Source organism: Bacillus sp. DHT2 (assembly GCF_026241455.1).
In the GTDB taxonomy this organism is placed as follows: Bacteria; Bacillota; Bacilli; order Bacillales; family Bacillaceae_G; genus Bacillus_A; species Bacillus_A pseudomycoides.
The window spans coordinates 67406-92150 of the sequence record NZ_JAPHWH010000011.1; the positions used below are offsets into that span (position 1 = coordinate 67406).

General features: G+C 34.3%; 27 protein-coding genes and 2 pseudogenes. 5 read left to right on the top strand and 24 right to left on the bottom strand.

Annotated features, from left to right (window positions below; genetic code table 11):
* Positions 1–195: 195 nt before the first annotated feature.
* The 3 genes from ORL93_RS22255 to ORL93_RS22265 form a co-directional block, all read right to left on the bottom strand.
* Positions 196–1707 (bottom strand): ABC transporter permease/substrate-binding protein, encoded by a 1512-nt coding sequence (locus ORL93_RS22255; protein ID WP_003197444.1) that lies wholly within the window; start codon positions 1705–1707, stop codon positions 196–198.
* Positions 1708–1710: 3 nt separating this feature from the next.
* Positions 1711–2664: an ABC transporter ATP-binding protein gene (locus ORL93_RS22260; RefSeq protein WP_033798851.1), complete on the bottom strand. Its 954-nt coding sequence runs from the start codon at positions 2662–2664 to the stop codon at positions 1711–1713.
* A gap of 103 nt (positions 2665–2767) precedes the next feature.
* The gene (locus ORL93_RS22265) at positions 2768–3325 is read right to left on the bottom strand and encodes a YdcF family protein (RefSeq protein ID WP_006094751.1); all 558 of its coding nucleotides are present in this window, start codon (positions 3323–3325) and stop codon (positions 2768–2770) included.
* Positions 3326–3876: 551 nt separating this feature from the next.
* Here ORL93_RS22265 and ORL93_RS22270 point away from each other — a divergent pair.
* Both ORL93_RS22270 and ORL93_RS22275 read left to right on the top strand, forming a co-directional pair.
* Entirely contained in the window at positions 3877–4089 is a 213-nt protein-coding gene (locus ORL93_RS22270; RefSeq protein WP_006094750.1) for a hypothetical protein, read from the top strand.
* A gap of 158 nt (positions 4090–4247) precedes the next feature.
* Positions 4248–4670: pseudogene (locus ORL93_RS22275) on the top strand (DUF1801 domain-containing protein).
* 65 nt (positions 4671–4735) lie between these two features.
* Here ORL93_RS22275 and ORL93_RS22280 read toward each other — a convergent pair.
* From ORL93_RS22280 to asnB, 16 genes and pseudogenes are all read right to left on the bottom strand, one after another.
* Positions 4736–5530 carry a VOC family protein gene (locus ORL93_RS22280; RefSeq protein ID WP_006094748.1) on the bottom strand — a complete coding sequence of 265 codons (795 nt, stop codon included), beginning with the start codon at positions 5528–5530 and terminating at the stop codon, positions 4736–4738.
* Between the two features lie 152 nt (positions 5531–5682).
* On the bottom strand, positions 5683–6219 hold the full coding sequence (locus tag ORL93_RS22285) for an NADPH-dependent FMN reductase (RefSeq protein WP_006094747.1): 537 nt from the start codon (positions 6217–6219) through the stop codon (positions 5683–5685).
* A 206-nt stretch (positions 6220–6425) separates the two neighbouring features.
* Positions 6426–6590, bottom strand: a pseudogene (locus ORL93_RS22290) (MurR/RpiR family transcriptional regulator); the annotation flags it as partial.
* Positions 6591–6651: 61 nt separating this feature from the next.
* Positions 6652–6969 (bottom strand): hypothetical protein, encoded by a 318-nt coding sequence (locus ORL93_RS22295; RefSeq protein ID WP_040119522.1) that lies wholly within the window; start codon positions 6967–6969, stop codon positions 6652–6654.
* A gap of 12 nt (positions 6970–6981) precedes the next feature.
* Positions 6982–7617, bottom strand: a complete 636-nt coding sequence (locus ORL93_RS22300) for a response regulator (protein ID WP_003197417.1) — start codon at positions 7615–7617, stop codon at positions 6982–6984.
* A 14-nt stretch (positions 7618–7631) separates the two neighbouring features.
* A complete protein-coding gene (locus ORL93_RS22305; RefSeq protein ID WP_483298358.1) occupies positions 7632–8750 on the bottom strand; it encodes a GAF domain-containing sensor histidine kinase in 1119 nt (372 codons plus the stop codon).
* A gap of 200 nt (positions 8751–8950) precedes the next feature.
* Entirely contained in the window at positions 8951–9499 is a 549-nt protein-coding gene (locus ORL93_RS22310) for a cysteine hydrolase family protein (protein ID WP_265959564.1), read from the bottom strand.
* Positions 9500–9609: 110 nt separating this feature from the next.
* Positions 9610–10479 carry an AraC family transcriptional regulator gene (locus ORL93_RS22315; RefSeq protein WP_265959524.1) on the bottom strand — a complete coding sequence of 290 codons (870 nt, stop codon included), beginning with the start codon at positions 10477–10479 and terminating at the stop codon, positions 9610–9612.
* Between the two features lie 350 nt (positions 10480–10829).
* Positions 10830–11318, bottom strand: a complete 489-nt coding sequence (locus tag ORL93_RS22320) for a hypothetical protein (protein ID WP_265959525.1) — start codon at positions 11316–11318, stop codon at positions 10830–10832.
* Positions 11319–11594: 276 nt separating this feature from the next.
* A complete protein-coding gene (locus ORL93_RS22325) occupies positions 11595–12242 on the bottom strand; it encodes a nitroreductase family protein (RefSeq protein ID WP_040119520.1) in 648 nt (215 codons plus the stop codon).
* A 104-nt stretch (positions 12243–12346) separates the two neighbouring features.
* Positions 12347–13225 carry a D-amino-acid transaminase gene (gene dat, locus ORL93_RS22330; protein ID WP_265959527.1) on the bottom strand — a complete coding sequence of 293 codons (879 nt, stop codon included), beginning with the start codon at positions 13223–13225 and terminating at the stop codon, positions 12347–12349.
* 133 nt (positions 13226–13358) lie between these two features.
* Positions 13359–14321, bottom strand: coding sequence for an ABC transporter substrate-binding protein (locus ORL93_RS22335; RefSeq protein ID WP_040119519.1), 963 nt, complete (start codon positions 14319–14321; stop codon positions 13359–13361).
* A gap of 378 nt (positions 14322–14699) precedes the next feature.
* The gene (locus ORL93_RS22340; protein WP_003207118.1) at positions 14700–15695 is read right to left on the bottom strand and encodes an N-acetylmuramoyl-L-alanine amidase; all 996 of its coding nucleotides are present in this window, start codon (positions 15693–15695) and stop codon (positions 14700–14702) included.
* A 100-nt stretch (positions 15696–15795) separates the two neighbouring features.
* Entirely contained in the window at positions 15796–16125 is a 330-nt protein-coding gene (locus tag ORL93_RS22345) for a hypothetical protein (protein WP_018766421.1), read from the bottom strand.
* A gap of 56 nt (positions 16126–16181) precedes the next feature.
* Positions 16182–16541: a GNAT family N-acetyltransferase gene (locus ORL93_RS22350; protein WP_018782142.1), complete on the bottom strand. Its 360-nt coding sequence runs from the start codon at positions 16539–16541 to the stop codon at positions 16182–16184.
* Positions 16542–16684: 143 nt separating this feature from the next.
* Positions 16685–18586: an asparagine synthase (glutamine-hydrolyzing) gene (asnB, locus tag ORL93_RS22355; protein WP_003197399.1), complete on the bottom strand. Its 1902-nt coding sequence runs from the start codon at positions 18584–18586 to the stop codon at positions 16685–16687.
* Between the two features lie 217 nt (positions 18587–18803).
* On the opposite strand from asnB, the gene ORL93_RS22360 reads away from it, so the two are divergent.
* Positions 18804–19271 (top strand): Hsp20/alpha crystallin family protein, encoded by a 468-nt coding sequence (locus ORL93_RS22360; RefSeq protein ID WP_097794974.1) that lies wholly within the window; start codon positions 18804–18806, stop codon positions 19269–19271.
* Between the two features lie 54 nt (positions 19272–19325).
* Here the strand turns inward: ORL93_RS22360 and ORL93_RS22365 are convergent, their stop codons facing one another.
* Positions 19326–19910 carry an SCO family protein gene (locus tag ORL93_RS22365; protein WP_018766424.1) on the bottom strand — a complete coding sequence of 195 codons (585 nt, stop codon included), beginning with the start codon at positions 19908–19910 and terminating at the stop codon, positions 19326–19328.
* A 344-nt stretch (positions 19911–20254) separates the two neighbouring features.
* Between ORL93_RS22365 and ORL93_RS22370 the strand changes: the two genes are divergently transcribed.
* Positions 20255–21190, top strand: coding sequence for an MBL fold metallo-hydrolase (locus tag ORL93_RS22370; protein ID WP_141556386.1), 936 nt, complete (start codon positions 20255–20257; stop codon positions 21188–21190).
* 325 nt (positions 21191–21515) lie between these two features.
* Here the strand turns inward: ORL93_RS22370 and ORL93_RS22375 are convergent, their stop codons facing one another.
* The 4 genes from ORL93_RS22375 to tatA form a co-directional block, all read right to left on the bottom strand.
* Entirely contained in the window at positions 21516–22358 is an 843-nt protein-coding gene (locus ORL93_RS22375; RefSeq protein WP_003197390.1) for a DegV family protein, read from the bottom strand.
* A 153-nt stretch (positions 22359–22511) separates the two neighbouring features.
* Complete coding sequence (locus tag ORL93_RS22380) at positions 22512–22763, bottom strand: DUF2535 family protein (RefSeq protein ID WP_000605583.1); 252 nt, start codon at positions 22761–22763, stop codon at positions 22512–22514.
* 154 nt (positions 22764–22917) lie between these two features.
* A complete protein-coding gene (gene tatC / locus ORL93_RS22385; protein ID WP_016114704.1) occupies positions 22918–23646 on the bottom strand; it encodes a twin-arginine translocase subunit TatC in 729 nt (242 codons plus the stop codon).
* A gap of 74 nt (positions 23647–23720) precedes the next feature.
* Entirely contained in the window at positions 23721–23885 is a 165-nt protein-coding gene (tatA, locus tag ORL93_RS22390) for a twin-arginine translocase TatA/TatE family subunit (RefSeq protein WP_001132888.1), read from the bottom strand.
* 192 nt (positions 23886–24077) lie between these two features.
* Here tatA and trhA point away from each other — a divergent pair, with 192 nt between their 5' ends.
* Entirely contained in the window at positions 24078–24734 is a 657-nt protein-coding gene (gene trhA / locus ORL93_RS22395; RefSeq protein WP_016114703.1) for a PAQR family membrane homeostasis protein TrhA, read from the top strand.
* Positions 24735–24745 lie beyond the last annotated feature (11 nt).

Genomic DNA, 24745 nt, shown 5'->3' on the forward strand with positions numbered 1-24745 from the left:
CAACTATTAAAGTCACCTTTTTCTCTAATAGATGTTTCTATTATATTTTTTCAGGAAAACATTACTTATTCTAAAAGAAAATGAGCAAAAAGGGAATACTTTTTTAAAAAAATGTATAAGTATGCACAAAAAAACCGTTCATTTTATTATGAACGGTCGATTTCCAGTCATTAAATTGTATATTTTTTGCAAATATTAATGAATCAATCCCTCTTTTTCTAAAAATTGTTTCGCTACTCTTTCTGCACTTTTACCATTCACATTTACTTCATAATTCATTTTTCTCATATCTTCATCTGATATTTTCCCAGCAAGTTTATTTAATGTCTGTTCAAGTTCAGGATATTTATCAAGCGTTTCTTTTCTTAATAAAGGAGCTCCTTGGTAAGGTGGGAATAACCCTTTATCATCTTCTAGTACTTGGAGGCCATATTGTTCAAGTTCGCTGTCAGTAGAATAGGCATCAATAACAGTAACCTCCCCCGACTCAATTGCACCATATCGTAACTTCGGCTCCATTGTTGTTACGTTTGCAATCTGGAAATTATACAATTTTTGCATCCCTTTATAGCCGTCTTCCCGATCTGCAAACTCTAACGTAAATCCAGCCTTAACATTTGCTGCAACATTTCGTAAATCTGAGATTGTTTTCACATTATACTGCTCTGCAACTTTTCTTGGCATTGCAAGTGCATATGTATTGTTATATTCCATCGGCTTTAGCATCACCATATGATATTTCTTTTCCATCCCTAGACGTGCTTGTTCATATACTTCTTTACGATTTGTACTTTTTGGGTCTTCTTTTACAAAAGTAGATAAAGCAGTCCCTGAAAATTCAGGATACATATCAATTTCCCCTGATTTTAAAGCTTCAAAAACAAATGCTGTTTTCCCAAGTCCTGGTTTCAATTCTACATCTAAATCAGTATCTTGCTCGATCAGCTGCTTATACATTTGAATTAAAATTTCTGGTTCAGCTCCCAGCTTTCCAGCAATCACAATATCTTTCTTTTGCGTATTCCATAGAAATGGTGCAGCTATAACAACTACAATGATACATATTGCCGATATAATTCGCTTAGGAGAGCGTCCAGTGCTTTCAAACATCCGAAGTACTCCGTCAAAGAATAAAGCTAACAATGCGGCTGGTACAGCCCCTAATACGATAAGAGCATGGTCATTTCGATCTATACCGAGTAAAATAAGTTTTCCAAGCCCTCCAGCTCCTATTAAAGCAGCTAACGTAGCTGTTCCGACAATCAATACCATTGCCGTACGAATTCCAGCCATTATAATTGGCAATGCAAGAGGAAGTTCTACTCTCCATAATCTTCTAAAGCTATTCATTCCCATCGCTCTGGCTGCTTCAATAAGCGATGCATCTAACTTACGGATTCCCGTATATGTATTTCGTAAAATTGGCAATAACGCATACACAACTAGCGCGATAATTGCTGGCACCTTTCCAATACCAACAAGCGGAATTAAAAGCCCTAGTAAAGCCAATGAGGGAATTGTTTGCATAACAGCAGATGTGCCTATAATAAACTCAGCAATTCGCTCTCTTCTCGTTAACAAAATACCGAGTGGAACTGCAATCATCACCGCAAAGAATAAAGAAATAAGTGAAATTTGTAAGTGCTCAATCAGCGCACTAAGTAATTCTAATTTTCGTTCCTGAAACGTTTGTAATAATGCAGACACGGTTTACCCCCTCTCCTTCATTTGTCCAGCCAAATATGCCACAATATGACGGCTCGTTAATGTCCCCACGTATTGCCCCTCTCTTTCAATCGGGATTGCCTCTTCTGCTTCCAAACGAATCAACGCCTCTTGTAGTGAAGCATGCAGAGATAGAGGTAAAACATCATTGTCTACTTTTCTATCACTCGCAAGTGGCAACACATCTTCAATGCTCTTCCCTTCATACCAAGGGCGAACACGATTTCCAATAAATTCTTCTACAAAATCATTTACTGGGTTATGTATGATTCCTTCCGGTGTATCTAATTGAACGATTTTTCCTTTTCTCATCACGCAAATACGATCACCAAGTGTTAACGCTTCTTGCATATCATGTGTCACGAACACGATTGTTTTTTGAATTTTTTTCTGTAATTCTACAATATCCTTTTGCAACTGTTCTCGGCTTAATGGATCTAGCGCGCTAAATGGTTCATCCATGAGAACGATTTTCGGGTTAGCAGCCAGTGCTCTTACCACTCCCACACGTTGCTTCTGTCCACCAGATAATTCATCAGGCATACGATTTCGATATACATCTGGATCTAATCCAACCATATCAAGTAACTCATCCACACGCTCTTGAACTTTTTCTTTACTCCATTTTCTCATTTCAGGTACAATCGCAATATTTTCAGCAATTGTCATATGAGGAAACAATGCAATTTGTTGCAGAACGTACCCGATATCCCAACGCAATTCATGAATATTGTAATCTTGGATGTCTTTTCCATCGATAGAGATGGAACCTTCTGTCGTTTCAATTAAACGATTAATCATTTTCATCGTTGTTGTTTTTCCGCAACCACTCGGACCGATAAGGACAAAAAACTCTCCTTTTTTAATTTCTAAATGTAATGAATCTACTGCTTTTGTACCATCTTCATATGCTTTTGACACATGATTAAATCGAATCACAAATACAACTCCCTTATTATTGTTTCTTTCATTCTGATAGAATCTTTCCTTCTTTTCAAATGATACGCTTTTTATTCACGAAAAAAGAGCCCTTACTTGAGCTCTAATGATCGAATAATACTGTTTTAATAATTGCTGCATATTCACGTATATATGCTTTCTTCTCTGAACGCCTTGGTGTTGGTGCCGCGAGTGACTCCATCTGCATTCCTAAACGCTTAGCAATAATTTTTGTTCGATATAGATGATATGTATTACTCACAACTACCGCGTGCATTACATGATATAAATCCATGCTAAACTTTAGATTTTCATAAGTACTTGTCGAACGATCCTCAATGAAAATACGATTCTCTTCAATTCCATGCTTTATTAAATAATTTCGCATGCTATGTGCTTCAGGAATGTCCTCATCTTCACCTTGTCCTCCAGATACAATTACTTTTGTTTCCGGATGAGAATTTAAATACATTAAGGCTACATCCAGTCGATTTTGAAGAGATAAAGAAGGTTTATCCCCAAATAATTTTGCACCTAAAATTAATACATATGGAGCGTTATCACTTAACTTTTCACAAGCAACTTTTTTCATTCGATATGTCATATACATTATGCATAATGGTGGAAATAATAAAATAACAAGTAGTATCCATTTGTTCATATATAAGCTTACACTCCCTTTCTTTATATTATATAGAAAAAGAAAGGGAGACAGAAGTATTTTTTAGTGACTACGTTGTCCTGCGTTTTGAGCATTACGCCCTTTTTTAGAAGATGTATGACACTGAGTTTGATTTCCTTTATGTTTCGCTGATCCTAACGCTTTCGTTTTTCCCATTTTGTTTCACATCCTCTTTTTATATGGTTCCTTTATAGATTTTGTATTTTCTCTCTCGTCATACAATGGATTTATTGGAAGTTTCTCCTTATTTCAAGAGTATTTTTTATTTTTGGGATATCAAGATAAAGTGAAACTTTAATCAGTGGGGTTTTCTTTCCCACACTGATTATTAACCCTCACCAATCGGACTTTTACGGGCAGTTGATCTCCCACCTAACATCCTTGTTTCTCTCTGCATCTTGAGGTGAGGATATTCCTTCCCGTTTATTCGGGATAAAAGGTTACATTTAGTGTATTCATTACATGCTTATAATTTAATATATATTAAATACAATAAGAATATTGTAATATAGTGAAAAGGAGATGATTTTATGTTGAAAATAGGACAAAACAAAGTACGTTTAATTTCAGGAATTAGCTTATTAATATTGGTTATGACTAATTCTTTTATAAAAAGTGATTCTTGGGTCATTTGTATAGATGTCATTTTAGTCTTGGTTAACTTATTTCTATTTATTATTTCTAGAGATATAACAAAAGCCGATTTACTTAGAAAAAAAGGTAAGTTAAATGAAATGAAATAATTTTGTGTTATTTTTAAGGATGAAAAGAGAAAGTAAATTTTTATTCAAAAGTTTTTATTTCTTTTAAGAATACATGAGATTCTGTAACTTTGATTCAAACTATGTATTATAATGAAATATGCGATAAAACCTATATCTAAAAAGGGGGCGATTCTATTATGTATAAACTCAAAACAACAGAAACCAACAATAGTGTAATCGAGTTTATTGAAAATGTTGACAGCCTAAAAAAACGAGAAGACGCATATCAGTTATTAGATATCTTTACTGAAACAACAGGTTATCCAGCAAAGATGTGGGGACCAAGCATAATTGGATTTGGTACATACCACTATAAATATGCATCTGGTCATGAAGGAGATGCACCATTAGTAGGCTTTTCCCCTCGTAAAGCCAAGATTAGTTTATAATTTGCGACGGGTGACCCTAAGCGAGAAGAATTATTAAAAGACTTTGGAAAACATACATCTGGAAAAGCGTGTATATACATTAATAAAGTAGCAGATATTGATCTTAATGTTCTAAAAGCATTAATTAAACAATCTGTCGGTTTTTTACAAGAAACGTATCCAGATCGTTAATATGTGTATAGCAATTAAACGAATGAAGCAACAGGTGTTTTGAATACAAGTCAAAAAAATACCGCTTAAATAGAAAGTGGCAAATTTAACTTATTAGGAATATCAGCTTTAAAATGCGGAGTATGTTGTATAGAAAAAGAATATCCTTCTTGAACAAACGATAGTTCATTCTTACTAAACTGACAAGGTACATCATTTTGTCTTAGATGATTCTGAACCTTTTGTATGAAGTGTAGACTTGGTGTTCCAAATGAAACATGTATCTTTGGAGGCAAAGCTTTCATTGCAATTGGAATCCAAGTTCTCCCCTTCCAACTTGCAACAATATGGGCTGTGCCACCAATCATAAAGTTGAAAATTCCACCATCTTCAAATGTTTTCATGCATAAATTAGATTTTAGCCATTCTCTAAATATAGGTACATTTTCAACTGGGCAACCTATTTCTCTCATATAAAGAATGTTTAAAGGTGTATGTGGAACTAGAACACCTTCATCAATATATTTATGTGCAATAATCTCTAGAAGATTTCCATCCCCATCGCGAAAATATAAATTTAATCGATTATCCTCTTCATCAATGTCATGACCGTCTTCCCATTTTACAATAAGCAAACCAGATTCCTGAATCCGTTTTGCTGCTTCATAAAATTTTGAAAATGGTACTTGAAAAGCAAAATGAGCAGGTGAAATTGGCTCATATGCTTCTTCAAAAGATAAAGTTACATGTGGCGCTAATCGAAAACTTATCTGTTTATCCGTTTTTAATAAAATTGGGATCCCGAGGCGTTCTCCATATACTTGTTCTACGCCTTGAATAGATACTGTCTGTAATCTCAGCTCTGAAAAATGTGTAATCATCCTTATTCACCACCTTAATTTCCATACATAAAATCAATTTTATTAAAAATTCTTCTATTTATATCACTATTCTGTGGACCTTATTGATTGAAATCGTTTTCACAAAGGTGCTAGAGGCAATGAATAATAGAACATTGCCCTCTAAAAAATTATCACTCCACCCCTAATTGCTTTTTCACTTCTTTATACACGCTCATATATGCTTTTAACTCTTTGAAAAGATCATGAATTAATGGTTTTGCATCTTCACTAAGTTCACCATCTTGTACGTATAAACCGTCTAGTACAACTTGTTTTGGAATCGCATTTGCATATACGCCTCGCGCGACAATCCGCATGCTATTAAGCGCGTTTATACCGCCTTTTCCGCCGCCTGCAACCGCCAATAAAGCAACTGGTTTATGGACAAATTCACTGCTACTTAAGAAATCTAATGCATTTTTGAGCGCACCACTCATCGCATTATGATATTCAGGTGTGCAAAGGACAACACCATCAGCTTCTTTCACTATTGTTTTTAATTTAGTTACCGCTTCTAGTTCACGTTGTGATTCTTCACCGTTATATAAAGGCAATTGTTCTGTTGCTAAATCATATAACTCTCCTTCAAATTGTTCTGCAATATATTTTGCAATGACACGTGTTCTACCAAATTTACGTGGTGTTCCGTTAATTACAACTAATTTCATGTTTATTTCTCCCCTTTGTTTTAAGTTCTACCTCTATACTATCAGAAAATTCTACACAAAAAACAGTAAAAAGAGGGAAAAGCTTTGAGAAAATAGTATGAGAAATACAAAAAGAACTCATACTTTCGTATGAGTTCCTGATATATCAATTAGTCATTCTTTACAACAGCGTGTCCGCCGAACTGATTTCGAAGTGCTGAAACAACTATAGTCGCTTCTGAACTACTAGTAACTTCAGCTAATTCCGTAATTGATTTATGTACAACATCTTGCGGATGTTTAATAATATGTTCAGCAATACTTCGAAGCTTCAGTGATAAACCATTTAATGAAGCCCGAATCTTTCCTATTCCACTTTTTGTACCAGACATGATGTATCTTCCCCTTCCATAGTAGCTCTATCGTACCTAATTATCGAAAGAAGAAAAATCTTTATTGGATATTGTTATGTATTTTATATGCTTTTGTATATTTTGCAGTGACATCTTTATACCGTAATAATCCTGTTCTTATATTGACTTCTACCTCTTCATCAATATATGTAGTACGGAATGTTATCGTTTCATTTTGCATGCGACTAGGCAAAATTTTAAACTTATATAATACTCCGTAACGTTTTGGAATCGTAACATAGAATTGGTTATTTGAACTTGTAATCTGAAGCGCTTCATTGTTTTCTGTTATGTATTCTCCTACACATTCGGATAGATTTAAACAATTTTGTTCATACGAGCGTATAGCTACTGGCACCTCAACATCTTCCTATACAACACCATTTTTTACAGCATACAAAGCCGCTTGCGTCCGATCATCTACTTCTAATTTAGCAAGTACATTTGAAACATGTGTTTTAACTGTCTGTTCTGTAATATGAAGCTCTGCTGCAATTTCTTTATTACTTCTTCCTTTCGCAATTTCACGCAGTACTTCTTTTTCCCTTTTTGTCAGCATAGAAAAACTATCTTTTTTTTCCTCTTTCACTGCCGGTCGTCCTAACAAAGCAGGCGTTACTTTCGGATGGAAATTTGCATTGCCTTGATGTACAGCAATAATAGAAGCAACAAGTTGATCTGGCTGTACTTCTTTTAGTTGATAACCATCCGCACCAGCTTCCATCGCTGGAAGAACGTAATCTTGCTCTGAAAAACTGCTTAACATAAGGATTTTAATTGTCGCATCATATTGCTTCAATCTTTTTGTCGCTTCAATTCCATCCATTTTCGGCATTGATAAATCCATTAATACTACATCTGGCCTTTCTTTTCGAACAAACGCTAACGCCTCTTCCCCATTCTCTGCTTCTCCTATAATTTCAAATTCCTCTTTCGTTTTTAAGAAGAATACAAGTCCCCTTCGCACAATATGATGATCCTCTACAAGTAATAATTTAATTTTCAATGTGTTTCTCCCTTTCAAACCGGTAATTGAATCTCAATCTTTGTCCCCTGTCCCGGTTTCGTTCTTATTCGAAATGTTCCTTTCATCAATTCAATTCGTTCTTTCATACTTTTTAAACCAAGTGCTGAATCTCTCACTGTTTCTCTAATAAACCCAATGCCGTCATCTTCAATTTGAAAGTTCAACTTATTATTTTCTGTTTTCAAGCTAACAGATACTCTCTCACATGAAGCATGTTTTTTACAATTATGTAAGGCTTCCTGACTCACACGCCACAGTACTTCTTCTATTTCATCACCAATTGAAATAACTCCATCAATTCGAATTGCTACTTGAATACCTAATAGCCTTCCGTAATTCTGTACTGCTTCTGCAAGCCCTTTTTCTAATCCTTCTGGCCGTAATTGCCAAATTAATAATGTCATCTCTTGCAGCGCTTCTTGCGATAATTCCCCTATGTAACGGAGCATCTCTTGTAATTCTTTGTCCTTTGCCATATCAAGAGTCCCTCTAGCAGTTAACATAATAGAAAATAGCAATTGTTTCACCGAATCGTGTAAATCACGTGCGAGTCGATTTCTCTCCGCTACAATTACATATTTGCGCTCTTTCTCAACTAGCCTAATTCGTTGTATCGTTGTTCCAATTTGGAATGCAATCGCCTCTAATAACGCTAGTTCTTCTTCTGAAAAATGTGTTTTATGAGGTGAAGCAACATTTAATAAACCGAACTTCTCGCTGCCAGCACGAAGAGGAATCGTCGCATGGTGTGTAATCTCTTCGGTCTCTCCCCAATTATATTCAATAGCATCTTCAATTCGTTTACACTCAATGATATTTGTTGCCTTTTCTAAACGTCCATTTACGAATCGATTCACGCACCAACAATCTCCTTCACACATCGGCTTCTTTTCCCGCCATGTGAGTGCTGGTGGCAAATTCCTATCAACAAGCATACGATGCGTTCCTTTTTCATCAATAAAAAAAATCCAACCTGTTTGTAAATTCATAACTTGCAATAATGTATGTAATACTTTTTCCAACATTTCCTGTAAATCAGTTGCCTCATTTAACAACTCTGCAATTTCTTTTAACGCCTCTAACCGGCACATTTGCTTTTCATCATAATTCATGTTCATCACCAACTACCATTATAACATTAAGAAATTTCTAAATACTATAAATTAAAAAAGAAGCTGAATGTATCAGCTTCTTTACTCTATATCAATAACTTTTCGATTTGTTGTATTTGTTTACTAATCTTGTAGTTCCGAACGACCAAGAGCCGTCTAAGTATTGTTCCATTCCTTTTATTCCGCATTTTTGTTTCTCTTCACTGCACTTCAGCATATAAACAAGACTTAAAGTGTCCAATTGCAAACTCATGTCCTTGTTCATTAAAAGAAGCCACTGCTTTTTCATGTACAACGATGTGAAATCCTTTATTATAGGCATCCACTGCTGTATGTAGAACACAAATATCCGTACATACACCAACAAGGTGGACTTCTTGTATTCCTCTTTCTCTTAGTTTCATTTCTAAGTCCGTTCCAGCAAAAGCACTATAACGTGTTTTGTCCATATAGTATACATTCTCATTGTCTTGATATTTTTCATACACCTTTTGTAACTCTCCGTATAAATCTCTTCCTTTTGTTCCCGCTATATTATGTGGTGGAAATAATTGTGTCTCAGGATGATAGGAATCATTCTTTTCATGTTTATCAATGGCAAACACAACATAATCTCCGTTTTCAATATACTGCTTCGTAATCGCTACAAGATGCTGTTCAATATCTTGTCCCGGCTTTCCACACGTTAAAGCACCATCTTCTGCTACAAAATCATATGTATAATCAATATTTATAAGAGCACGTTTCATCACTCATTCTCCTCCCTACTCGTTTCACGCTAAACAATAGAAAACGTGTTTTTACGACGCAATATATTTTATTCGACATTTTCAAACAAATCCCTACGAAACATTTATATTTAAAGTATAGGTATATATATTATCGCTTTCATTTGATTTGGATATATTGATTGCAATACATCGGTAATTTCAAAATCTGGTCCTTCTCTTCTTTCATAATTCGAGTTTGGTAGCCATGTACCATAAATATACCTTCTCGTATTTTGAACTAAATCAGTCGAACCATTTACTTTGAATTCAGCATATTTACCTTCTGGAATTTCAAAATTAACAAACCCATCGTCTAATTCTGCAGCACTCCCCTGTACTTCTTCTCCAATAATGAACGAAAAATTACCATCATCATGAAAATCACATGCGATACCATATGACATATTAGGTGCAATTTTCTCAAGAATCCTCAAATAATATTCATTACTTCCAAAGTCAAAATAAAATTTTGGAATTTCCTCAAAGTATTTTTCATTGTTTAGATTAGTTTTATATTCAAAACCGATAATATCCCTTTTGCTTAATTGTACAATATTAGGTTTATTCATAATCAAGTCTCCCTTCATCTCCTTTTTATAGTCAAAAAAATTCATTTTATCTTGTAAATGTAAAGCGATTTCTGACTTTCGATATTTAGCAGGAGTCATTCCAAAATAATTTACAAATGCTCGTGTAAATGCCTCTTGTGAGTTATATTGAAAATCAATCGCAATTTCTAATATATTCTTTCTTGTTTCCCTTAATGAAATGGCAGCTTCAGATAGCCTTCTATTTCTTATATATTCTTGTACAGAAAAACCTGTAATCGCTTGAAACAGCCTTTGAAAATGAAACGGAGAAAAACAAGATTGCGAAGAAACTTCAACAACATTAAGTCTGTCCTGTAGATTGCTTTCAATAAATTCAATAGAGTTTTGGATTTTTTCGAAATAATCCATCTTCACTCCCCCCTCTTTTAATCTATTTTATATTTTCATCAAAATATTTTTTGATAATTTGTGCTAATTCTTATTGTAACTTATTCAAATTCTTCTTAATGTGTATTTATAAAAAGATAAATTGAAACTTTAATCAGTGGAGGATTCTCCATCCTCCATTAATTATTTCCCCTCACCAATCGGGCTTTTATGGGCAGTTACTCTCCCACCTAATTTCTTTATTTTCACCGAATTTTGAGGTGGGAGTCTTACTGCCCGCAAATGGTAGAATCGGAATAAAAACCAAAAAGGTACATCACTCTTTATCGTGATGTACCTTTCCCTCTCTAACATAACAGAGTATTACCTTTTTAATGTGCAGGTTTATTTTCAAATTTAGCCTGTACAAAGTTAATAACTTTTCCCGCTGGATCATTATCTTCAAATTGAACTGCAGTTATTGTATGATACCCTGTCTCTAACGTTTTTTGCTTTAATTCTACTGTTGTCTGCGTCATGCTAGTAACATGATGTTTATCTTCAAATATATTATCTACGAATACGAATGTTTCTTTATCATTTTGAAAATCGGCAAGTTCTAATTCAACTTGCTGAATTAGAGTATCCTTCTTTACAAATACAGTTGGTATCTTCCCATCTTCAGAAGTACCATCTGGCGTGATTACTTTTACTTTCCCTTCACCAATTGGCATTGTTCCCTCTGGAAAAGGAGTCACACTCTCATCACTTGCATTTACAACTTGTTCTTCTTTTACTGGCTGGGTTTCTTCTTTTCCATTCGGGACACCACAGCCCACCAGTAACAAAGCAGACAATCCAGTGATTATGAATTTCTTCAAAATTCATCCCCCCTGTAAATTTATTCTTTATTTATTATACAGAAATAATTATCTGTTCTAAGTTCAGTTTTTTAAACTTCCGTGAACAAACATTCCGTTCATCATTACTGTACCATACTTTCTTTTTTAACATCATTAATTTTTTCAAGAAATAATTAGAAATTCCTTCTTACTCTCCATTTTAGCCCATTATCACTAAAAAATATTCTCCTCTAGAAAAATCAGAAAAAGACATTGATACATCCAATGTCTTTTTCTAATTTTTTACATAACATCCTACAAAATAAACTTTGTAATATCTTTTACTTCTTTTCGAGCAAGTTTCTTCGGTTTATCTTTTGGATACCCTAGCGAAATTACCATATTAATTTGTTTCTCAGGCTCAATCTGTAAATATTGTCGCAGTTCATTTTGAGCTAATAACACCGGCCCTGTCATCGGGCAAGTCCCAAGACCTCTTGCATATGCTGCTAACATTAAATTTTGCGCAGCTAAACAACTACTCTTAATCCCCTCTTCTTCCCATACTGAATCTGGAACGAAGCCAATTGGATCAAATATCTTTTCACGAAACTTTGACTCATATGGTGTAGCTAAACATACGATTAAAACTGGTGCATCAGAAAAAGCAGTTGCATATGGTCCAAACGAACGCGTAAGTAATTTTCCTGCTTTTTCTTCTCCTTTTTCCGTTGCTTTTTCAGCCAATTTATGTAAAGCATCCCATGTCATTTGCTCAATTTCTTTAATTTTATCCCGATTCATAATAACAATAAATTCCCACGTTTGTGAGTTCGTATCGCTTGGAGCATAACGAGCACAATCAATAATTTCCTCTATGTCACCAATAGATACTTCTTGTTCTGTAAACTTCCGAACACTGCGTCGTCCGTGAATTACTTCTTTAAATGCTTCATAATTCATATACATAAAATCCCCTTTTATAACGTTTTCAAAAATTGTCCTATGCTTATAATTATATCACGAAAAAAAGCTGGAGGAATACCAGCTTCATTTTCCTTGCGCATTCAATTTATTACTTTAAAGGTAGCGATGCTTTCTTTATAAGCTTCTTGTAACTTCCTTGTAACAGGTCCCCGTTCACCATTACCAAATGATTCGTCTCCAATTTGAATGACAGGGAGTATTTCAAGGGGTGTTGCTGTAAAGAAGCATTCATCTGCCTCGTATACTTCTTGTAATGAAAACCCTCGCTCTTCTACTTCAATATGTAGAGCTGTTGCTAATGAAATGACATGATGACGAGTAATTCCATGTAAAATAAGTTGATCCGCTGGGTGCGTAATCACTTTATTATTTTTTATAATAAAGAAATTCGAATGGCATCCTTCTGTTACAATTCCATCTCGAACTAATATCGCTTCTTGATACCCTTCTTCATTAATTTTATTCTTAATCATAATATTAGGAAGAAGATTTAAAGATTTGATATGGCAAAACTTCCAGCGAATATCCTCTTCCACTGTTACTTTTATTCCCTTTTCCATTAGAGATAGCGGTCTCGGGAATGAAACAATGTTTGCAAAACAAGTTGGCTCTAGATTTGATTCATATACATGATTTCGTGGCTGCATGCCTCTTGAAATTTGAATATACACATTCCCATCTTCTTGAAATTGATTTTTCTCAATTAATTGCTGAAGTTGTTCAATTAATTCTTCTTTTGTAAAAGGTGGAACAAGATGAATTTCCTTCATAGATTTAAAGAATCTTTCTAAGTGTAAATCTAGTAGGTGAGGTTTCCCATTATATAAACGAAACACTTCATATATACCATCACCAAATTGTAAACCTCGCTCTTCTAATGCAACCATTGGCTGTTCTTCCTTCATATTCACAATTCTTCCATTAAACAAAATCCAATCTTTATGAACACCTGTTGCCATATTACCACTCCTTTCCTAATAATTATTTTCATTTTACAACTTATTTGCACTTAATAGTGATGATTTTTCAGTTATTTAAGAATATAAAAACACATCACAATTTAATAGTGGTGTGTTTTTATAGGTTATTTACTTATTTCAGAAAGTATTTTTCAATATCATCCAACATAAGATTTGCCGCTTTAATGCCGCCTGCTGTATTCCAAATCACTTCATCTACTTCGAATACTTTATTATTTTTGGAAGCTTGTAGCTGTTTAAAGAGTGGGTCTTCTGTCCATTCTTTCGCTATCGTATTTCCTTCATTATTTTTATTAGCATCTTTATCAGATGTGAAATAGAATAAGTAGTCTCCATCCATATTTGGAATTTGCTCTTTTGTAACACCTTTTATCGCAAAATCATCCTTATCTTGAAGTGGTGGCCTCTTAAATCCGATATCTTGCAAAACAACACCAGAGAATGAATTCTTTTGATAAATACGAACATCACCTGGAACGAAACGAATGATAGAAACTTTAGATACTATTTTATCTCCTAGTTTCTCTTTTATCGCTTCAATACGCTTCTTATAATCATCCAGCGCTTTTTGACCTTCTTTTTCTTTATTTACGGCTTTTGTGTATAACGTAAAGTTTTCTTTCCAATCCCCGCGTAGTGTTTCACTATAAACAGTAGGTGCAATCTCTTTTAATTGTTCATATACTTTTTCATGACGCATCTTATTCCCAATAATTAAATCAGGCTTTAATTTCATAATCGCCTCTAAATTAACGTCACGCTCAGTTCCTACAACTTTTGTATCTTTCAATTCTTTTGCTAAATGCGGATACCATTCTTCACCAGCTCTTGGTTTTGTAGAACCAACCGGTGTAACTCCTACCGCTAAAAGTGCCTCGGCACCTTCATTTGTTAGGACAACGACTCTTTTAGGTATTCCTTTAATCGTTGTTTCCCCCATCGCATGCTTAATTACATACGACTCTTTTCCTTCTGCTGCTGTATTCGTTTCTTTCTTCTCTTCTTTGCCACATCCTGCAATCATAACCGTTAACATTACAATGCAGAGAATAAAGATATTTTTAGTTCGAGTCATATGTCCTCCTGGATGAAATTGATTATCATTAACATTTTAAAGATTAATGTATTGACTAAAAGTTGTCAATATATTTTTAAAATTTTTCTAGAATATATTCTCTCAACTATTCCAACATGGATACAATTTCATCCTACCGATAAACATGGAAAATGAACAGGCATACAAAAGTAATTGTCACTTCAATCAATGCATAACACATGTTTTGACTTGCCCTTTTCAACACGAATTGCATAGCTATTACAATGATAAGTCCAATTAGCATGTCTATAATTTTAATATATTATTTCCTCACAAAAAGCCCTCCCTCTAAGTTCTTCTGTTTGCAAGACATTCAAGGCAGGGTGTCATTCAATTCCATTGTTAATCTTTTATATTTTAATATTGATCATATTTGATATAAGATGGATCATTATATATCCACTGATTTCCTCCTAGGTTTAGCCAACTGTTTTGGTTTGCGTATACTAAATAGGATTCTGGAGAATTTAACTGACGAATCACTGAAGACGATGTTGATGGACCGCTTCTTAAATTCACATTCGTCCCTCGAATATTCGCCACTCCAATCGGACTTCCATCACTATTTCCGTATTTCACATAATCAATATACGATGGATCATTATATATCCATTGGCCTGCCCCTAAATCTAGCCAACCGTTACTTTCCTGATAAACTACATACGATTCTGGAGAATTTAACTGACGAATCACTGAGGATGATGTTGATGGGCCGCTTCTTAAATTCACGTTCTTTCCTCGAATATATGCTACACCTTTTGTTTGAGGAGCTGGACTTGGCGGTTCTGGATTTGGTGGGTTTGGATTTGCCGTTAATCCTAAGATTACAGCAATTCCTCTTGCATATGCTTGGCATAAATCTTCTATAAACTGCGGATTTTTTAATAAATTTGCATCAAATGTTGTATCAATAAAAGCTGTTTCTGTTAATAAAGCATCCATAGCTGTTTCCCTTAGTACTGCATAATTGGCCTTTTTTGCACCACGATCACGCAAACCGTATTTTGTTAAAACAGGATTAACTGCCACATGCATCTTTTGTTGCTTGGCTGCTGCAGAACTGCTATCTGATAGTCCATTATAAATATAACTTTCAAAACCTGTTCCACCGCCACTATTAATATGAAATGAGATGAAAAAATCTGCTCCGAAAGAATTAGCAATATTTGCACGTTCTGATAATGAGATAAAGACATCACTATCGCGCGTCATCTTAATATTAATTGCATAATTTGCAAGTAAAATATCTCGAACACGCTTAGCAATTTGAAGTGTTAGATTTTTTTCAACCAAACCGTTTCCAACAGCACCGGAATCGTATCCGCCATGACCTGCATCTATAACTAGCTTCATATACCATTTCCTTTCTATATTTAATAGAGCTTATATTTATGCTCGTCCTATTTTATGTACAACATAAAAATTTGGTTACAAAACAAACAAAAAAACCACCTTATGTAAGGCGATTTCCATCATCTCGATTGAGCCAATTTAAAATAAATATGTACGACTGATAATGAACATGCCGTATACAAAACAAACAAAATAGAATAGCCATTCCACTGCCACTATATATTAAGCCAAACTTCAAAAAAATGTTCAACATTGGTGGAAAGTGGATTGCATTTTGTAATACATACAAAGTAAAAAACAGAATAAAAAATACCGGAATGTATTGCCATTCATACGGTTTACGCTTTTTACGCATCATTTTCCGGATGAAAATTTGGCATAGTTCTGCTCCTATAAAACAACTCCCTATTAGTAAAAAACCAGACGTCATCGTCATACATCCACCTGCCTTATATTCATTTCTTTCCTTAGTTAACTTCTTTCCTTTTAGAAGCGTTTTATGTACATTTCACCGTTCCATATAAAGCCGAGTCCCTCTATAAAAGATTTAGCTTGTTTAGTTAGATCCCCTTGTAATACCTTGATATCTTTCATATCTCTACTCTTCATCATTTCTTCAAATGTAAAATAAGTGTTCGTTCCATATCCGTAACCTTGATAATCAAAATGAATTATTAAATTAGATAATATAGCACGCTCACCTTGAACCGTATAATCAATTACACCAATATATGTATCATCAATTTTTATACAATATTGAACTTCCTTTATATTCAAACCATTAGAAGCAAACATTTCTTCAACAACTTTTTTTGTTTCTGTATTCACTTTTTCAAACGTAATCATATTTTGTCCATCCTTTTATTATTATTGTATCAACTACAATACGTATTTATGAAAAAAACCTTAAGATCGTATGCAATCTTAAGGTTTTCTTATTTATCCCACTATTGGTGGGATAATAATCAGTGGCGGATGCCAGTTTCACTTTATACTAAGCTATACGCACGCTTTGTTTCTTCATGAAACTCATTTGTATCATATTTATGCTCAACATAAATTTGGTGCCATACCATAAATGCAAGTACTGTCCAAATTTTACGGCTATAATCGCCTTTATCTGCACAATGTGCTTCCAGTAAGTTTAATACATACTGTTTGTCGATTAAATGCTCTGTTTTGCTTTCTTTAATAATATTAACAGCCCAGTCATGCATTTCATCTTTTAACCAATGACGAATTGGTACAGGGAATCCAAGCTTTTTACGATCTAACACGTGATCTGGAACGATTCCGCGCACTGCTTCACGTAAAATTGCTTTTGTTGTTCCATTTGCGATTTTTAATTCTGTTGGAATTTTAGACGCAACGTCAAACACTTCTTTATCTAAGAATGGCACACGAAGTTCTAATGAATTTGCCATCGTCATTTTATCAGCTTTTAATAAAATGTCGCCGCGTAGCCATGTGAACATATCGATGTATTGCATTTTGCTTACATCATCATAATCTTTAATTTCATTATACAATGGCTTCGTGATATCCATATAGTTAACACTTTCATTGTAATACTTCATTAACTCAGCTTTTTCTTCTTCACGGAAGATTTTCGCATTACCATAGTAGCGTTCTTCAATTGGTGTACATCCACGTTCCAAGAAGCTTTTCCCTTTAAATCCTTCTTTTAATGCTCCACTTAATGCTTTCAAGACACTTTTTCCTGGAGTAGGAATATAAGAGAACATTTTTAACGAGTTTGGTTCACGATAAATATTATATCCGCCAAATAGCTCGTCCGCACCTTCACCAGAAAGAACTACTGTTACATGCTTACGCGCTTCTTTTGCTACAAAGTACAACGGTACAGCAGCTGGATCAGCTAAAGGATCATCCATATGCCAAATAATTTTTGGGAATTCGTTCATGAATTCTTTCGCTGTAATGAAGACACTATGGTTTGTAACGCCTAACTTTTCTGCCGTTTCTTTTGCTACATCAACTTCACTAAAGCCGCGGCGTTCGAAACCAACAGAGAATGTTAGAAGATTTGGATTCATTTCTCTTGCGATAGACGCAATGATAGATGAATCGATACCACCAGATAAGAATGAACCTACTGGTACATCACTACGCATATGAACTTTTACAGAATCATACAATACATCGCGAATCGCTTGAATGTGCTCCTCTTTTGTCGCACTTGAAGCATTGAAATATGGTTTCCAGTAGCGATGAATTTCCATCTCTTTACCGATTTCTTTTACGAAATAATGACCAGGTTCGATTTTATTAATATCAACAGTTAATGTTTCTGGTTCTGGTCCATATTGATACGTAAAGTAATGTTGCAGAGAAGTTGGATTTACCCCTTTATCTTGCATAACATGCATGATACTTTTCTTTTCAGATGCAAAGAATGTTGTATCACCTTGCTGCGCGATATATAGCGGCTTAATACCGAAGTGGTCACGTGCACCGAAAAGTTTCTTTTCTTCACGATCCCAAATCATAAATGCAAACATACCACGTAGGTAATCTACACATTTCTCTTTCATGTGTGCATACAATGCGATAATAACTTCTGTATCAGATTGCGTTGCAAATGTTGCACCTTTTTCAAGTAGCATTTCACGTAATTCTACATAGTTGTAAATTTCACCATTAAAAATAATTACATATCGATCATTTTCATAAGTTAGCGGCTGATGTCCTGCCTCTAAGTCAATGATACTTAAACGGCGGAAGCCAAATTGTACATGTTCATCACGAAAATATCCCTCGTCATCTGGACCACGGTGGAAAATAATCGTATTCATATTTTCAAATTGATGTTTTTCTGTTTCTGAAAACTCTCTAGGGTTTTCACATAAACATCCTACAAAACCACACATACTTCTTACCCTCTTTCAGTTTTCATTCTGTTTCTATACTACTATATCAACCCTATTTATACTAGCATAATCAACTCGATATGGCGATAAAAACTATAAAAAAATCACTCCATTTCACATTTTACCCAATTTTTTTGTGCAAACATGAAAAATAGGCACTCACATTTGCACACATTTGTCATATGATATTCCAAATTGATTTCTAGGAGGCAAAAACATGAGTGATGAAAAAAAAGAATCTTCGTCTCGTCCACCAATTCGTAGTTACTTAAAACAAATTGATGATTTTTTTGAACAAACGCCATTACGTGATGTAATTGCGGATATGAATCACTTTTTTCAAAAAGGAAACCGCTTATTAACATTCCCTGTCGACCTATATGAAACTGGAGAAGAACTGGTCATAAAAGCAGAACTCCCGGGCGTTCAAAAGGAACAAATCCAAATAGAAATTCAAAGTGAATACTTAAAAATCTCTGTTACTGAAGAAATCATGGAAGAAACAAAAGATGAAGTTTCACATAATTACTATCGCCGTGAGCGATCCATGTCAGGTGCTTCTCGCATGATTAAGCTTCCATATCTAATTAAGAAAAAAAGTGCAAAAGCTTCCTATCAAAACGGTATTTTAGAAATCCACGCTCAAAAACTTCCACAACAGCACGATATTTTATCCATAGATTAACCATTATATATATATTTTCCATATCCAAAAAGAAGGATGCCCAGCATCCTTCTTTTATTTCAAGAGTCGCTCCATATCACGTAAAATGTCTTCGTATGGTGTCTTACTAATTCCACTGTATTGCTTCATTACTTTTCCTTCTTGATCAACTAGGAAGAACGATGTTCCATGGATGACTTGACCATTTTCCGGTTTATCTACTAACGTTTGGAAATTATCCTTTGCAAATTTTTTCACATCTTCTAATGAGTACCCTGTTAGCAAATTCCAATTTTTCGTATCATCTGTGAACTTTTGTATAAATGCTTTCAAATTCTCTGGTTTATCCACTTCAGGATCTACACTAAACGAAACGAATTGAACATCTAATTTTTTCTCTTTCGCCATCTTTTGTAGCTTTGCCATATTAGCAGTCATTGGTGGACAAACCGTTTGACAATTGGTAAACATAAAGTCAGCCACCCATACTTTCCCTTTTAAATCTTTTGTTCCAAACTTTTTACCATCTTGATTTATGTATTGAAAAGTTTCTAAATCCCAATTTAATGGTTTACGGAGTTTTGATCCTGAGCCGCATCCTGCAAGTATAAAGAAGCAAAAAACAACTATGAGACCAATCAGCTTTTGATAACGCTTCATTTTCAAACCTCTCTTCTCTTTTCTAAATTTATGTATGACATGTTTATCATAACAAAAGTAAACACTATGAGAAAATTGTTTATCCAATTTGTTCACGAAATCGTACGAATTTAGGTATGTTACTTCCTATTTTCGAGCGAATTACTAGACAACTGTTTCATTGTTTACTAAAATTATCTCCTTCCCGTCTCTTTACACAATAATTTTCAATAAGTCACTCGCTTTGTAAAGATATCCACACTATTTTTTACAATTTTTTAATCGTTAATCAATTTCCCTCACTTTTTTCCTTTACAACATTTCGATACAATACAACTACAAAGATTTTAAATGAGGTGATGTTCATGGCAAAGCGCTATGAAAATATGGATAATGTTAGTACAAAAAAACCACTTCGTTCTTTTTTACGTTGGCGTAAAGAACGAAAACAAAACAAAAAAGATTTTTCTTATCTAGTAGAACAATCACCTGTAAAGAGTAGCCAGTTTTTACGAACGAACACTGAAAAAACAACAATTACATGGATAGGTCACTCAACATTCCTTATACAAACAAACGGGCTCAACATTTTAACAGATCCAGTATGGTCAAAAAAAATAAAGCTTGTACCGAGGCTAACGAATCCCGGCCTTACATTACAGGAATTACCTAAGATTGATATTGTCCTCATTTCACACGGTCATTATGACCATTTGGACTTTTCTACACTTCGTCTATTGAATTCAGATGTTCTATACTTAGTACCTACTGGATTAAAAAAGTTATTTACAAGAAAAAAATTTATGCGAGTAGAAGAATATAACTGGTGGGAATTCACAAAAATTAATGATGTAGCATTTCACTTCGTACCGGCGCAGCACTGGACAAGAAGATCATTGTTTGATATGAATACTTCCCACTGGGGTGGATGGGTTATCGATAATAGCACAACAGATGAAACAATTTACTTTTGTGGTGATAGTGGCTATTTCCAAGGGTTTAAAGAAATTGGCAACCGATTTTCTATTGATATCGCCTTAATGCCTATTGGTGCATATGAACCAGAATGGTTTATGAAAGTATCACATGTTTCCCCCGAGGAAGCAGTGCAAGCCTTTTTAGATGTAAAAGCAACGCATTTCATTCCAATGCATTACGGTACATTTGCACTTGCTGATGAGACACCTAGAGAAGCTATTACCCGACTTCGTAACAACTGGAATTTACGTATGTTACCTTGGGAACAACTTCACGTATTATTTCTTGGTCAAACGTATTTTCCAGAAAAAAATGCCCTCTGAGGAAAAAGAATCCATAAAGGAACACGCAAAATTATAAATCCCTTTCCCCTTTTATGCATATTATAAACTAAGGCTTTAATGAACTGCTGATTTTCTGTTCATATAAGAACCGATAAAAGGAGAAAGGAATATTATATGAGGGAGTATTTACAACGACGCTTTATGATTTCAATAAGCGCCATCATCACGATTATCATCGTCTATTACAATCAGTTATAACATCTTAATTAATAGAACTTCTTCCCCACTCCTAAATAGTCTCATTCATTTAAAATGTTGCTGTAGATGAAAAGATAAAAAGAGCTACCCTCAAGTAGCTCTTTTTCTATTCAGCAAAATATGAAAATCCGATTGCCCCTACACCAGTGTGTGTGCTAATTATAGGCGTTGTGTAAAAAATTTCCGTTTGTGTAAATCCACTAATTTTTTCAACTGCTTCTTTCATTTTTTGCGCTAACGGTAATGCTTTCGCATGTGGTACAGCTACCGCTTTTACTGTTTTACCAGCTATATCTTCCTCAAACATTTTTATCAATGTTTTCACAATTTGACCTTTGCTGCGTACCTTCGCAACAGGATTATATACACCATCATCAATACTTGCAATTGGCTTAATGTTTAATAAAGATCCGATCATAGCTGTTCCTTTTCCAATCCGACCGCCTTTTACAAGGTTTTCTAACGTATCAACAACTACAAATAGACGAGTATTTTTACGAACTTCTTCAACACGCTTTAAAATATCCTCCAAAGAACGTTCTTCCTTCGCCATTTTTGCTGCTTCAATTACTTGATACGATAAAGCATGCGTAATAAACAATGAGTCTACCACTGTAACTTTCGTATCTGTCATCGTTGCTGCAGTATTAGCTGTTGCAACTGACCCACTTAAACCATGCGTTAAGTGAATGGAAAGAACTTGGCTACCGTCCTCCCCTAAACGATCATACATTTCAACAAACGATCCGACTGCTGGCTGTGATGTTTTTGGCAATTCTTCTGATTTTTGCATTTCTTCAATAAATTCATCCGGCTGTAAATCTACACGATCTAAGTATGTTTTTCCATTTACAGAAATCGACAATGGAATAACATGAATATCATATTTTTGAATCACATCTTGTGATAAATCCACCGTTGAGTCTGTAACAATTTTAATTTTTTGCATATTTTACTTCTTCCCTTTCCAATACGCTCTCCTTGTTATTATACTAGTATTCACAATGCTTTCAACAGTTTGAAGTGATTTTCGCCAAATTTCTTTGACTTTTATGTCTAAAAAGAAAATGACAGAGCTTATTTGCTCTGTCTCTATTTTAGACTATGCATTTTTTTCAAGCGAGTTTGTTTGATATACATTTGAATAATCATTCCACTTTAAGCAACTTTGTAAATATTCGCGAAAAGAGTATGAGAATCTCGGTTGTTTTTGTTTTTGAATTTTAGCAATAAATAGTTGAAGACGTGACTGAATTAGAAATGCTAATGGGTGTTGTGCTTGTAGGACAGGGATTTCAAATATTTTGATACAATTCCCTGTTGAATGAGTGAAATAAAAACTTTTCATAATCACGATATCAATCCTCTTTTTTATTGGATTTATAACTTCAGTATAAACTTACACTAGTGAAAAGTTTGTCTAAATTTCGGAGATTCTATAATTTTTTTCTTCTTTATATTGTATACAGTTATAAGTATAGTATAACAAATAAATAAAAAAAGTACCTTTATAATGAGGCACTTTTTGATTCTGTATTCATTTCTCTTTTTATTTTCCTCTTATACACAAACTTTGATGCTGTAATACTTAATTCATAAATTACAAGAAGTGGTATCGCTACTGAAAAATCAGAAATAAAGTCTGGCGGTGTAATACAAACAGCAATTACAATTAAAATAAAATACGCATATCTTCTTACCTTTTGTAGTGCTATTGGATTAAGAACACCTATACTAGTTAAAAACATCGTAACGACAGGAAGTTCAAATATCACAGCAAATGGTACTGTCATATTCATCACAAACGAAAAATACTTATCCGTCGTAAACATTGTCTGAAACATATCATCACCAAGACTCATTAAAAATTGCAAAATAAATGGTAAAATCAGGAAATAACCGAAGCAAAGTCCTCCAATAAATAATAGAAATAATGCCGGTATATACAGAATTGTCATTTTACGCTCATGTTCATGTAGAGCTGGTTTTACAAATAACCAAATTTGTAAAGCTGCAACTGGTATTGTACATACAATTGAAAAGACAGCTGCAATCACAAAATAAATCCATAAAATATCACTTGGACCCAAAACAGTTAATTTCATATTTAAATCTTTTACGATAAAATTATATATTTCTTTCGTAAACGAAAAGCCAATGACAATAAAAATCAGAAACGTCAGCGCTGTTATAATGAGTCGCTTTCTTAACTCTCCAAGATGCTCTATGACACTCATCTCTTGATTGTCCACTCTTATCACCACATTCCCCACTCGCTATATACCATAGAAACAAAATAACCTAGTGAAATTTATTTCTTTTCTTCCGTATCATCATGCAAACCCTTTGCAGACTTTTTAAACTCTTTTAATGTTTCCCCAAAAGCTCGTCCAATTTCAGGTAACTTTTTTGGACCGAAAATAATTAAAGCGAGTACTAAAATTAATATTAAACCCGGAACCCCAATATTTGGCATATGACTTCCCCCTTAATCTCACTTAATTTTATTTTGTCAAAAAAGTTTGTAAACGTCAATGCATCCATTAGCTTTTGTCAAAAAAATTTGAAAATATAATCACTTAAACAATTTTCATTTTCTATTTCTTATGTATATGATATGGTAAAGGAAATTACACCTTACTTCATCAAACATGAAAGGAATCAAATTATGACTCAAAAAATAACACGAATGACGCAATTCGTAAAAGAGGAAATTGCCAATGCAATTACCCATGGCATCGGTGCCATTTTAAGCATTCCTGCATTAATAATACTAATTATGCATGCATCAAAGCATGGTACTGTATCTGCTATTGTTGGATTTACAGTTTACGGCGTGAGCATGTTTCTACTATATTTGTTTTCTACACTATTACATAGCATCCACCACCCGAAAGTAGAAAAATTATTTACGATTTTAGATCACTCGGCCATCTATCTCTTAATTGCCGGCACGTATACACCATTCTTACTAATTACTCTAAGAGGGCCACTCGGCTGGACATTACTTGCAATTATTTGGACGCTGGCCATCGGTGGAATTATTTTCAAAATTTTCTTTGTACGCCGTTTTATTAAAATGTCAACACTGTGCTATATCATTATGGGCTGGCTCATTATCGTCGCTATTAAACCACTTTATGAAAATTTAACCGGGCATGGATTTTCACTATTGTTAATCGGTGGGATTCTATATTCAGTAGGGGCTATATTTTTCCTTTGGGAAAAGCTGCCCTTCAACCATGCAATTTGGCACCTTTTTGTATTAGGTGGTAGTGCAATGATGTTCTTCTGCGTCTTGTTTTATGTATTGCCTGTTGCATAAAAAAGTCTCAG